Source organism: Herbinix hemicellulosilytica (assembly GCF_002904165.1).
In the GTDB taxonomy this organism is placed as follows: domain Bacteria; phylum Bacillota; class Clostridia; order Lachnospirales; family Lachnospiraceae; genus Mobilitalea; species Mobilitalea hemicellulosilytica.
This window is the reverse complement of the sequence record NZ_CVTD020000026.1, coordinates 87,792-100,773: the sequence shown is the minus strand read 5'-3', so window position 1 is coordinate 100,773 and position 12,982 is coordinate 87,792. Positions and strand designations below refer to the sequence as shown.

At 38.0% G+C, this 12,982-nt stretch carries 8 protein-coding genes and 1 pseudogene; 5 read left to right on the top strand and 4 right to left on the bottom strand.

Annotated elements, in window-relative coordinates; genetic code table 11:
* Positions 1-48: 48 nt before the first annotated feature.
* The 3 genes from HHT355_RS11850 (at position 49) to HHT355_RS11840 (ending at position 5,345) form a co-directional block, all read left to right on the top strand.
* A complete protein-coding gene (locus HHT355_RS11850; RefSeq protein ID WP_103203656.1) occupies positions 49-1,119 on the top strand; it encodes a metallophosphoesterase family protein in 1,071 nt (356 codons plus the stop codon).
* A gap of 66 nt (positions 1,120-1,185) precedes the next feature.
* Positions 1,186-3,264: an ATP-binding protein gene (locus tag HHT355_RS11845; RefSeq protein WP_158245964.1), complete on the top strand. Its 2,079-nt coding sequence runs from the start codon at positions 1,186-1,188 to the stop codon at positions 3,262-3,264.
* A 62-nt stretch (positions 3,265-3,326) separates the two neighbouring features.
* Positions 3,327-5,345: a transglycosylase domain-containing protein gene (locus tag HHT355_RS11840; protein ID WP_158245963.1), complete on the top strand. Its 2,019-nt coding sequence runs from the start codon at positions 3,327-3,329 to the stop codon at positions 5,343-5,345.
* Between the two features lie 153 nt (positions 5,346-5,498).
* Here the strand turns inward: HHT355_RS11840 and HHT355_RS11835 are convergent, their stop codons facing one another.
* The 4 genes from HHT355_RS11835 to murC form a co-directional block, all read right to left on the bottom strand.
* Positions 5,499-6,680, bottom strand: a complete 1,182-nt coding sequence (locus HHT355_RS11835; RefSeq protein WP_103203653.1) for a ribose-phosphate pyrophosphokinase — start codon at positions 6,678-6,680, stop codon at positions 5,499-5,501.
* Between the two features lie 91 nt (positions 6,681-6,771).
* Positions 6,772-7,776 carry an ATP-binding protein gene (locus HHT355_RS11830; RefSeq protein ID WP_103203652.1) on the bottom strand — a complete coding sequence of 335 codons (1,005 nt, stop codon included), beginning with the start codon at positions 7,774-7,776 and terminating at the stop codon, positions 6,772-6,774.
* Between the two features lie 229 nt (positions 7,777-8,005).
* Positions 8,006-9,118: a DnaD domain protein gene (locus HHT355_RS11825; protein ID WP_103203651.1), complete on the bottom strand. Its 1,113-nt coding sequence runs from the start codon at positions 9,116-9,118 to the stop codon at positions 8,006-8,008.
* Between the two features lie 659 nt (positions 9,119-9,777).
* Positions 9,778-11,184, bottom strand: coding sequence for a UDP-N-acetylmuramate--L-alanine ligase (murC, locus tag HHT355_RS11820; protein WP_103203650.1), 1,407 nt, complete (start codon positions 11,182-11,184; stop codon positions 9,778-9,780).
* A gap of 462 nt (positions 11,185-11,646) precedes the next feature.
* Here murC and spoVG point away from each other — a divergent pair, with 462 nt between their 5' ends.
* Positions 11,647-11,964: a septation regulator SpoVG gene (gene spoVG, locus HHT355_RS11815; RefSeq protein WP_103203649.1), complete on the top strand. Its 318-nt coding sequence runs from the start codon at positions 11,647-11,649 to the stop codon at positions 11,962-11,964.
* A gap of 385 nt (positions 11,965-12,349) precedes the next feature.
* Positions 12,350-12,913 (top strand): annotated as a pseudogene (pth, locus tag HHT355_RS11810) (aminoacyl-tRNA hydrolase); the annotation flags it as partial.
* Between the last annotated feature and the right edge of the window lie 69 nt (positions 12,914-12,982).

Genomic DNA, 12,982 nt, shown 5'->3' with positions numbered 1-12,982 from the left:
ATCGGACCAATAAAGTTACGGCACAGGAATATATAAAGGAGGGAGCTTATGAAGTTTGTACATATTGCGGACGTACATCTTGGGGCAACGCCGGATTCGGACAAGCCCTGGGCTGATTTACGCCAAAGAGAAATATGGGATAGTTTTAAAAATATTATAGAAGTATGCAACAGAGAAAAGGCTGACCTCCTTCTTATTGCCGGTGATTTGTTTCACAGGCAACCATTGTTAAGAGAGCTTAAGGAAGTAAATTACTGCTTTTCAAAACTGGAAACCGCCCGGGTTGTATTGATGGCAGGAAACCATGACTACATTGGGCCCAGATCCCATTATGCGGGATTTAATTGGGATGAAAAAGTATATATGTTTCTTAATGATACGATAGAATCCGTATATTTTTCCAATATCGATACTTTTGTATACGGCTTTAGCTATTTAAAAAGGGATATAACAGACCCATTGTATGATTCGGTACAGCCGGCAAAGGGCGATTCAATAAATATCCTTATTGCCCACGGAGGGGACGAAAAGAACATTCCAATAAACAGAAAGAGGCTTCTTAATGCCGGTTTTGACTATATTGCCCTGGGGCATATTCATAAGCCTGAGATTATAAGCGAAAATATGGCCTATGCCGGTTCCCTTGAGCCGCTTGATAAAAATGAGACGGGACCAAGAGGGTATATTCTTGGAGAAATCAAAAAGAACGGTAAGAAGCAGACTGAAATTAGATTTATAAAAAGCTCTCTGCGGGAATATAAAAAATTTGATATAACGGTGTCTTCACAAACTACAAACGGGGCTTTAGTAGATTTAATAAAAGAGAAAATTTCCGAAGAAGGGCAGCAGCATATATATCAAATTCTTATCAAAGGTCTTAGGGATGAAAATATACGGTTTGACAAAGATGCTATATATTCTTTAGGTAATATTCTTGAAGTTACAGACGAATCGGTTCCGGATTACGATTTTGATGCTTTGTATCTGGAAAATGCCGATAACCTGATCGGTATGTTTATTAAAGAAATAAAAGAAAGTAATCAGGAAGAAACGGCAAGAAAGGCTCTTTATTATGGAATAGAAGCCCTGCTCGGAGCAAGAGATACAGACGGTATTTAGTTATTCGAATTTATTTAATATAGATTTGGAATTAGACCCTGAAAGGCACAAAAAGGGGGAAAAATAGTGCTTATAACCAGGTTAAAACTTGATTATTTCGGAAAGTTTTCCGGACGGGAAATAATTTTAAAGCCGGGAATAAATATAATATACGGAGAAAATGAGGCTGGCAAATCCACCCTGCATGCATTTATCAAGGGAATGTTGTTTGGTATTGAAAGACTTAGAGGAAGAGGCGCGGCTTCAAAAGATGATATATACACCAGATATCTGCCCTGGAATTATCCCGGTGCATACGGTGGACAGATGGACATTTTGGTGGGGGATAAACATTATCGCCTGATTAGGAGCTTTCACGCAAACGACCGTTGTTTTACCGTTACAGATTTAGAAACAGGGAGGGAAATTAAACTTAAAGAAGGCCATATCGGTGAGCTTATACCGGGGTTAAGTGAGGCGGCTTTTCGAAACACGGTAAGCATAGGGCAGTTAAAAGCCCGCACCGATGCCGAGTTGGCTGCCCAGATAAAAAATTATATAACCAACTTATCCATATCAAAAAGCAAAGAAGTGAATGTAGTTAAAGCAACCGAGCTTTTAAAGCAAAAGAAAAAGGCCCTGGAGTCCGTACCATATGAACTTAAGCTTAAAGAGCTTGCCGAAAAAATTAAAGAGGGGGAAGAGGCGGAAGAAAAAATAAATTTACTGACCGAAGAGTTAAAAGGGCTGGAAGCAGAAAAAGACAGGATAATAAAGGAACTGGAATTACTTAATTCATATGATTTTCAAAAAGAAGCAAAACTTATGGATGAGCTTCCGGCAATAATTGAAAGGTTCATAAGATATAAGGAATATACAAAAGAATATGACCGCCTGAAAGTTCAAATCGAAAAGCTACGGTCAGAAATAGAAGGGTTACAACATAAAGCATCGCAAGCTTCAACCTTAAGAAACGATCTTAACGAAGCCAGGCGGCTGGATATGGACCTGTCCCGTTACATGGAAGAGATTCATAATGTCTATAAAGTAAAAGAAGATAAAATTATAAACGGCAGAAAGAAAGCGTTTACATATGCATTGGGTTCGGTTATTTTAAGCCTGGCTGCTTACGTAATTACCCGGTCGTTTGCGGCTTTAACTGCGGTACTAGCGGTTTTGCTCGGTATAGGAGGAGTAATTTTTATTAACAATAAAAATATCAATAAGGACAGCGGGGATTTAAAAATAAAAGAATTAAAGGAACATAACTCCAATGCCGAAAAGCAACTTAAGCAGATATTTGATAAGTACCGGGTTTCTTCACTTTCGGAACTTGCCAAAAAACATGAGGAATATTTGGAGCTTACCGTTTCTTTGGAACATGGCAAAAAGGCCCTGGATAATATGCTTGAACGGGCAAAATCCCTTGAAGATAATTGTGATGAACTGCATGATGCAATTATGCTTTATATGAGAAATTTTATTCCTGCGGAAGAACTAACTGACCGGGAAATACAAAGGCTAAAGGATATTATAAACCAAAAAAAGAAACAAAAAGAAAATAATATAAGCCGCCTTAACGCCGAGCTGGGCGACATTAAGCTTAAAATTGAGAAAATAAATTGGGAACTTTCAAGTATGGAGGATAATGAAACTCTGCTTTTAAAAAATAAAGCACAATATGAAGAAATGCTGCAAAGGAAAAAGGAAGCCGAAGCGGAAGTTTCGGCCATTGATTTAGCCATTAATACGATAAACAGACTTTCGGAAACTATTCATGACAGTTTCGGAAAAGAGCTGAACTTGGCGGTAGCCAGTATTATAAGTGAGGTTACAAACGGAAAGTATAAGGATATTAAAATAGATGAAGAACTGAATATACAGGTTTCATGGCAAGATAATTTATATAAACTTGACAGGCTTAGTGCAGGCACAATAGACCAGATTTACTTTGCTCTTCGCCTTGCGGTAGCCGACCTGCTTTTTGGCGGTGACAATATGCCTCTTATTTTGGACGACAGTTTTGTCCTGTATGACGATAACAGATTAAGGGCTACCCTAGAAAAAATAGGTGGCCGCAGACAGGTGCTTATTTTTAGCTGCCAGATGAGAGAAAAGATTCTTCTTCAAAAGATGGGACTACCGTATAATTTTATAAAACTTTGATTAGTGCTATATTATTTATAACAACTTAGATATTCCCGCAAATGGTCAATCGGAGGATCTTTATGAACAAAAGAAAAAAGGCCGAAATTAACAGACTGGTTAAGAAAATAGGACAGAGCATAAAGCTGGTTTTTAAACTGACTGTTTTTCTTGTGCTGCTAGCTGCCATAGTGGGGATATTTTATTTTTATAATACCTATGGGAAAATAATTATGAAATACCAACAGGAAGCAAGAAGCATAGTCCGTTCGTCCTCCGAGGATACTTTTCGTTCTTCCCAGACCAGCCTGGTTTATTACAGTGACGGAGAACTTATAACAGCCTTAAAAGGGGTTAAAGATGTTTATTATATTGAATACCAAGACATACCTCCGGCTGTAATAAATGCCATTATTTTAACCGAAGACAAGAAATTTTTCGACCATCAGGGAATTGATTATCTGGCAAATATCAGGGCTGCCATAGCACTAATTAAGAATAAGGGGGAAATAACGCAAGGAGCAAGCACCATAACGCAGCAGCTTGCAAGAAACGTATTTTTATCCCATGAAACCACCTATGAGCGAAAATTAAGGGAGATATTTATTGCTCAGGAACTGGAAAAAGTTTATTCCAAGGATAAAATTATTGAGTTTTATATCAACAACATATATTTTTCAAACGGATACTACGGCATATTGGCTGCGGCCAACGGGTACTTCGGCAAGGGAGTTAATCAGTTAAGCCTGTCAGAGCTGATATTTTTATGTGCCATACCCAACAATCCCAGTAAATATGATCCTGTAGAAAACAAGCAAAATACAATTGAAAGAAGAAACAGAATTCTTAAGCAAATGTACGAAAACGGTATAATTAATTATACCGAATATGAGAACGCCATAAATGAACCCATAAAACTGGTAAAACAGGAGTTTGACAAAAAGAATTATATAGAAACATTTGCATATCACTGTGCCATCAGGGCATTGATGAAGGAAGAAGGATTTGAATTTAGAAACAGTTTTGATAACGAAAAAGACCGTAAGGAATATGAAGAGGCCTATAAGGATATGTATTACCTCTATCAGAAGAAATTGTACACAGGCGGTTACAGGATATATACCTCTATTGATCAAAAAAAGCAGGAGCTTCTTCAGCGGGCAGTTGATGAAGCATTGGAAAAATTTCAGGAAAAAAATGAGGAAGGCATTTATAAAATGCAGGGTGCTGCCGTATGTATAGACAACGATACAGGTAGAGTAGTTGCAATAGTCGGCGGTAGGACCCAGGAATATGCCGGCTACACTTTTAACAGGGGTTATCAGGCATTTCGTCAGCCCGGCAGTGCCATAAAGCCTCTGATAGTTTATGCCCCTTCGTTTGAAAGGGGATATACTCCGGACAGCATAGTAGTTGACGGTCCGATTGAGGGAGGACCAAAAAACTCCGACGGCTATTATGCGGGGGAAATGAAACTTCAGAGGGCCATTGAAGTATCAAAAAATACGGTGGCGTGGAAACTTTATGAGGAACTGACTCCTAAAGTGGGAATTTCATATTTGCTTAAAATGAATTTTTCCAGAATTGAAGATAATGATTACTATATGGCAGCAGCACTTGGCGGTTTTACCGTCGGAGTTAGCCCTCTTGAGATGGCTGCGGGCTATGCTGCACTAGCAAATGACGGTTATTACAGGGAACCTACATGTATTGTAAGTATAACCGATGCGCAAGGCAATGAACTGGTAAAGGATGAAACAGAAAGTATTAGAATTTACGATGAAAATGCCGCAAGAATGACAACGGAAGCATTGACGGGAGTGCTTAAAAACGGCACAGCAAAAGGGTATGGTCTAAAAAATACTGTCAGCGCCGGAAAAACAGGTACAACCGATGAAAAAAAGGACGGCTGGTTTGTGGGATATACCCCCTATTACACTACTTCCGTATGGGTAGGATACGATATGCCAAAGCCCGTTTCGGACTTAAAAGGGTCATCATATCCGCTTTATATATGGCATAGTTTTATGGACCGGATACATGAGCCGGGAATGAGCAGAACATTTAAAACATATGACCGCAATGCAGTGCCTGAAGAATAGCCTTCTATAACAAAGAAGCGGTCAGTTTACCGTATGTTTTTAAGTGCAAGCAAATATATGCATAAAAATAGTGCCTGGACAGTATGTCCTGACACTATTTTTTATATCTATAAAGTATTTACTATTAATCACTTTTTGCATTTATAAATAAACTTACTTTTTCTTAACCTGATTATATTTTTCAAGGATGTTATGAATTCTTTCAACCGGATTAAGCAATCCGCTTATACTCTTGTCGTGATTAAGAGTATCAATAATCAGAGCTATATACTTGCTCATATCAACACTGATATAATAAGGTTTTGTCAGCAGTTCCGGCGACTGATAAACCAGATTGGTTGTAAGAAGCCTGTATATCAATCCTTTTTCATATGCTTCGTCAAATTTTGATAAACCGCCTGTAAACAAGCCGAATGTACCCAAAAGGAATATACGGTTAGCCTTTTTTCTCTTTAATTCGGTTGCAACATCCAGCATGCTTTCTCCTGATGATATCATATCGTCAACGATAATGATATCTTTTCCTTCGACACTGTCGCCCAGATACTCATGAGCTACAATAGGATTACGGCCGTTGACAATTTTAGTATAATCGCGCCGCTTATAGAACATACCCACATCAAGCCCCAGAACATTGGCATAATATACGGCTCTTCCCATTCCGCCTTCATCGGGGCTTATGATCATCATATGGTCGGCATCTATTTTAACATCGGGTACATTTTTAAGGATAGCCTTGATAAACTGATAGGTGGGCTGAACCGATTCCAGACTCTTTAAGGGAATAGCGTTCTGAACCCTGGGATCGTGAGCATCAAATGTTATGATGCTTTCAACTCCCATATTGGTCAGTTCCTGTAATGCCAAGGCGCAATCCAGGGATTCTCTTGAGTTGCGTCTATGCTGACGACCTTCATAAAGATAGGGCATTATGACGGTGATTCTTCTTGCTTTACCACCTACTGCCGCTATGATACGCTTTAAATCCTGATAATGGTCATCCGGTGACATATGGTTGGTATGTCCGCAAACTGTATAAGTTAGGCTATAGTTGGTAACGTCTACAAGTAAATATAGGTCATATCCGCGAACAGATTCCTTAATCATTCCTTTTGCTTCGCCTGTTCCGAATCTGGGACAGCAAGCGTTTAACAGGAAAGTATCTCTTTGGTAACCGCTAAACATTATGGTTTCTTTATGTTCACTCTCACGTTGTTTACGCCAGGATACAAGATAGTCATTAACTTTTTCCCCCAGGGTTTTGCTGCTTTCAAGGGCAATGATTCCAAGCGGCCCTACGGGTATAGTATCAACGATCATTTCACGCTTTGGCATTACAATAGTACCTCCATAAAATTGTTGTTGAATTAAATCCATCCAATGTTATAACATTATAAATATTTGAAGTCAAGCCAAATAAAATATATTAAGACGATATTTCGCCAAGTGCCTTACGCAGTCTTATATCATCACCTATAATCCGTCTAATACTGTAATTACTTATAATTCTTGAATAAATCCGTTCACTGTAGATTGTCAGCAGATTATCCAAGGATAAATTAGTCGAAATAATAGTGGATTTTTGTCTAAGCAGCCGCTCGTTAATTATGTGATAAAGCTGCGAAGTAGTAAATGTATTGTTAAGTTCGGTCCCAAGATCGTCAATTATAAGCAGGTCACAATCAAGAATATAGTCAAACTGATCCGATGCTATTAAGGAATCTTCTTCCTCCCTTCCGAATTTATATTTTTCCAGGATGTCAAATAGCCTGAAAGCAGTCAAATAAATTACCGTATAGCCCCGGTCCAAAAGTTCCTTTGCTATACAGTTTGCCAAAAAGGTTTTGCCTACGCCGGTGTTACCGATAAACAGCAGGTTTTCATGCTTTTCATCAAAATGTCTGATAAAACTTTTACAGCTTGCTACTATCTTTTGCATATTGGACAGGGGGGATAAGCCTGTAGTTTCGTCAATGTAATCGTCGGAATAGTATTTAAAAGAAAAAGTACGGAAGTTTTCCCGCTCAAGCACGGATTTTATGCTGGAGCCCATATAAATGGCGTCTGCGATAGCCTGCTTAAAACAACTGCATTTTTCGTTGCCAATAAAGCCGGTATCCCGGCATTTGGAGCAGTGAAACCGCATATCCAGATAATCTTCAGGATATCCGCTTTCTACAAGGAGTTTCCTTTGCATTTCCTTGATTTGAGCTGTGGTTTTCCTTAAATTATCAAGGGCTTTGGTGTTGCCGAACAGAGCCTGCCTTCCCGATTCGGCGGAAAGGGAAATTATTTGCTCTTCCAGCTCCTTTATCCTGGGTATGGCTTTATAGACTTCCTCAATCCGCTTGTCCAGTTCGTACTTATTTTTAAGTCTGCGTTCTTCGTATTCACGCAGTATTTTATTATACTGATCGTTCTTCAGAGACATAAGGATTCTCCTGCTTATTTTTGATTATTTGGAATTTTAAAATACAAGATTAATGATAAGTTATGCTTTAAGAAAATTAAATAATATAAAACATGGAAATTCCAATGAGGTATGTATACGTATAATTGATCTTAATAAGTACACAGATTATTATTATTTTTGACCGTATGGAGCTTTTATTTTCCTTAGATATTGTGGAATTCAGTTTTTTATTTAAATATTTTGCGTATTATAACCCCTTGTTGATAAGTTTTCGTTCAAGTTCGGCGTAATCTTTAGCGGAGTATGTCCGTTGTGGAAACTGATTAAACTTATTGGCAGAAGGTTTGGCAATGGGGGTTACGTTAGGTACGGTCTTGGCTCTGCCGCCTTTGGCAAATTCCTCGTCAAGTATTGCGATGTCCTCCAGGGTTTTGGCACCTTTTTTAAACCATGTTTCAAGAATCTTGTCCGCATATTTAAAATCAGGTTTTTGAGTCCTTAAGATAGTGCGGTTGCAGGCTTCGGTAATTATATCATCCGAAAAAGAATATACTTCCACCCATTTGGTTATATATTTTCGTTCTATTTGACCGGGGGTTCTGTTTAACCCGAATGCCTTCATAACATTATTGATGTGTTCGTTATATAGCAGGGTGGCTTCCCGGGCTTTTTCTTCCGTATCTATTCCTTCCTTGGCCCATTCTAAAGCTACGGCTTCGATATAGGAAGGATTCATTTTGTTTTTGGAAACACAGTATTCATAAAGATATATAATAAGTTCCGGAGAAAATTTCAATTCGTCATACAAATATATAATTAATTGCAAATCTACAGGTTTCATCGGCCTGCCAAGATAAAGCTCAACAATATGCGTGACATATTGGAATTTATCATTGCTCTTAAGTTCATCTATCTTATCCTGGGAATATGTCGGTATGGCAGCAGGCTCTGTTTCGGTATGTATATTAGAAGCAATTTCATCCGGCTCAGAAACTGTAACGGAATCAAGTTCTTCCAATGCGTCATCAATTGTGGCGGTACTATGACCTGTCTTATTAAGACCTGATAAGTCAGCAAGGTAAATTGCCGTAATTTCATCCTGAGCGTTTCTTTCTATTTTTAACAGATTCTGTTTTTCCCAGTAGTTTAAAGCACGGATTATATCTTTTTCGGTATCCTCAAGATGGTCGGCAATAGAGGATATGGTTATTTCGGTATTGCTGGAGCCTATATGGCGTAACAGATATAGATAAACCTTTACATAAGCTCCGTTTGCAGATGGCATATATAAATCAATAAAGGTATTTGGGACGATGGTTACGTCGTAAATACCTTCAGAGTATAAAGAAATTTTATTCAATTCTCATCCATCCCCTTTCTGCTAGTTGCATACCCATGGTCAAAATAAAAATTTCTCTATATCTGTTATGGCTGTGGATAAAATAGGCTCACGATGTGTGGAATAATCCGCTTATCCGCGGATTAGGAACTCAAAACACTTCGTGTTTTTTCGTTCACGTTGCACTTATCCAAGAAAAATATAACGTTTTACTGTGACATATTCATGTCACAAAAAACGTTCTATTTTCCTTGGTCTAATCTGCTTTCTGCGGATTATAACCTACAACACCTCCGGTGTTGTAGGTTACGTTACACTTATCCAAGAAAAAGCCAATGTTTTATTGTGACTCATTTATGTGTCACATAAAACATTACCTTTTCCTTGGAATAATCCGCTTATCGTGTACATTATAACATAAACTAAAATATATTGAAATAGGCTGTTTCTTTGGGGGTTGCGGGGATTAAAAGGGTTAAAATGGTATGTGGATTATGTGGATAAAGTGGATAAAAACAGCCGGCATAATTGTAATAAAATGTAAAATTATGCTATAACAGTTAGAATTTATGTTTTTTTTAAATAGAAAATCTATTCTTGTAGTATAGATAGAAAATATAATTATATCCACAGTATTGGTTAACATAAAATGTTGATAATACTGTGGATAATGTGGATAACTATATACCTAATAATGATTCTCCCACAATCACGATATCTCCGGCGCCCATAGTTATCAACAGGTCACCGTTTATACAATTTTCTAGTAAAAAGTTCTCAATTTCATCGAAGGTGGGAAAGTAGTATACTTCTTTATTTAAATTTTTTAATTCTCTTAGCAGGTCCAGAGAAGAAATATCCCCGGGATCTTTTTCCCTCGCAGGATAGATATCAGCCAGTACTATCTTATCAGCTATTGATAAGGAACGGGCAAATTCTTTTAAATGCCGTTTGGTTCTGCTGTATGTATGGGGCTGGAAAACACACCATATGGTTTTCTCACCGTAAAAAGTCTTGGCGGTAGTTAAAGTTGCCGCAATTTCCGTAGGATGATGGGCATAATCGTCAATAATAGTTACACCGCCAACGGTTCCTTTGTACTGAAAACGGCGGTCTGCGCCTCTAAACCGCAGCAGGGATTTCTTTATTATATCTGCCGGAATTTGCTCCTGAAGTGCAATTCCTATAGCCGGCAAAGCATTGGATATATTATGTATACCTATGATATTTAACCCGAACCGGTCTATGTATTTTCCTTTGTAATAAAGATCAAAGCTTTGGCAGGCACTGTCGTTTAATTTTATATTATCAGCTGCTATATCATATGATTTATCCTTACAACCGTAAACAGGGTCTGTTATTCCGTATGTAAATACTTCGCAATCCAGGTCCTTAATTATTTCTTCGTAATCGGGAATATCGCCGTTTATAAATAGCTGGCCTCCTTTAGGAATTTGACCGGCAAATTTACGGAAGGAATTTCGTATATCGTTTATATCTTTAAAAAAGTCCGTATGGTCTTCGTCAATATTTAATATAACTGCTTTTGTCGGCTTAAATTCCAGGAAGGAGTTCATATATTCGCAGGCTTCCGTAATAAAATAGTCGGTACCGCCAATACGCATATTTCCTCCGATAGCATCCAAAATACCGCCGACCGAGATGGTGGGGTCAAAATTCGCATCGACAAAAATAAGTGACAGCATAGATGTTACGGTAGTTTTGCCGTGGGTACCGGATACCGCTACCGAATTTTTAAAGTTTTGCATTACCTGGCCAATAAGCTGAGCCCGGTTTAGTGCCGGTATACCCGCTTCCATAACCGCCAAAAGTTCTTCGTTATCTTCTTTAATGGCGGCAGTATAAATAACCACATCAATATCCGGGCTTATATTTCCTTTTCTTTGGCCGTAGTAAACATTAATGCCCATACTTTCAAGCTCTTCTGTAATTTTACTTTTGTGGCTGTCAGAACCGCTGACCTTAAATCCGATACTATGCAGGTATTTTGCAAAACCGCTCATACTGATTCCGCCAATCCCTATAAAATGGATGCGGCAAGGCTTGTTGAAGTCTATTTTGTACATAAAAACCTTCCTATTCTTATTTTATACTTATATTTTATAATCTTTAGCTATTATAACTCTTTTGGCTTAAAATACAATAGAAAATGCAGGATTTTACTTTTTAGAGGCTTTTTTTGCATAAATAATCTTAAGGGCCTATATAGTAATATATTCTTAATGTAAACAAGAATGCAAGTATACAATAAATTTTTTAAATAAAATGGCGTAAATGAGGTCTAAAATAACATAAAAACTATGAAAATTGACATAAAAACTGCAAACCTTTGCTATTTTTTTGCAACAAATATTCACATTTTTTTTATATATGGTATAATAGTCTTATAGTATAGATGTTTGAATAATTATGAACCTTAGTATTGGGGTTTATGCAGGGAGGTAGAAACAGGAAAAGTTATATTAACTTTGTTAACATACTTTTTCTTGATAACTAACGATAAATTATGACAGAAGGGGGACAAAACCATGGAAATTACCGATGTTCGCGTACGTAAGGTTAGTAAGGAGGGGAAGATGAAGGCTGTTGTCTCAATTACTATTGATAATCAGTTCGTTGTTCATGATATCAAAGTAATTGAAGGCGACAAGGGATTATTCATCGCTATGCCCAGCCGGAAAGCCGGGGATGGTGAATACAGGGATATCGCTCATCCGATTAATTCGGAAACCAGAGAGATGATCCAAAGTATCATCCTTGAAAAGTACGAGATAGCAGCTTTAGAGGCAGAATCAGAAAAAGAGGCAGAAAAGGAAGCTGTAACTGAGGCTGTAACAGAGGAGTAGGAGAGTAAAATAGTCCAAAAAAGACAGAAAAGGCAGCTTAGGCTGCCTTTTTTGCGTGGAATAATATATAAAATATATATGTGCAAAGGTTTATTATTTAGGCGGGATAATAATCTGAGCCGACAAGGTATCCGAGATAGAAGCGGAGGCATTATAAAGCCTGCAAATTGCTTTGTAAATATCTTAAAAGGGACTGTCATTTTTATGATGAACAGCTTATAGATAATTATTAAGTTGCCACATCTTTTTTGAAAGGTTATAATATAATAACAGCTGAAAGTTTATGGTATATATTACAAAAATACATACACTATAATATATACTTAATGTCAGGCGCATTAAGTATATATTGTCATGCAATTTTTTAGTAAAGAAGAGGTAGGACATGCGTATAATAATAGGACTAGGAAACCCAACGGAAAAATATCAGGCCACAAGGCATAATATCGGCTGGGATGCCATTACACGGATATCGGATGATTACAGAATTCCGTTAAATCAGATGAAACATAAGGCTAAATGCGGTATGGGCTATATCGAAGGGGAGAAAGTAATTCTTGCCCAGCCTGTTACTTATATGAATCTAAGCGGTGAAAGCGTACGGGAACTGGTGGATTATTATAAGGTATCCACCGATGACATTATTATAATTTATGACGATATCAGCCTGGATGTGGGACAGCTAAGGATTCGCAAGAAAGGCAGTGCCGGAGGCCATAACGGTATAAAAAGCATTATAAGCCATCTGGGGACCGACGAATTTCCCAGAATAAGAATCGGGGTAGGTGCAAAACCCCAGGACTGGGATTTGGCCGATTATGTTTTGTCTAGATTTAAGGCAGAAGAACAGGAAGCTATAAGACAGGCTTTAAAGGAGGCTTCGGATGCCTGCCGGATGATTATAACCTCCGGAATGGATGCTGCCATGAATAAATATAATAAAAAGAAGACGGCTTTAGAGCAGCCGGATAGCAAAGAGGAAAAATCAGGTTCCGGGCCATCCGGAAAAGCCCGGGAA

Excerpts from the sequence above, each read along its gene's own strand:
- HHT355_RS11840 (WP_158245963.1), top strand. The coding sequence starts at position 3,327 with ATGAACAAAAGAAAAAAGGCCGAAATTAACAGACTGGTTAAGAAAATA.
- HHT355_RS11850 (WP_103203656.1), top strand. The coding sequence starts at position 49 with ATGAAGTTTGTACATATTGCGGACGTACATCTTGGGGCAACGCCGGAT.
- spoVG (WP_103203649.1), top strand. The coding sequence starts at position 11,647 with ATGGAAATTACCGATGTTCGCGTACGTAAGGTTAGTAAGGAGGGGAAG.
- murC (WP_103203650.1), bottom strand. The coding sequence starts at position 11,184 with ATGTACAAAATAGACTTCAACAAGCCTTGCCGCATCCATTTTATAGGG.
- HHT355_RS11835 (WP_103203653.1), bottom strand. The coding sequence starts at position 6,680 with ATGCCAAAGCGTGAAATGATCGTTGATACTATACCCGTAGGGCCGCTT.
- HHT355_RS11830 (WP_103203652.1), bottom strand. The coding sequence starts at position 7,776 with ATGTCTCTGAAGAACGATCAGTATAATAAAATACTGCGTGAATACGAA.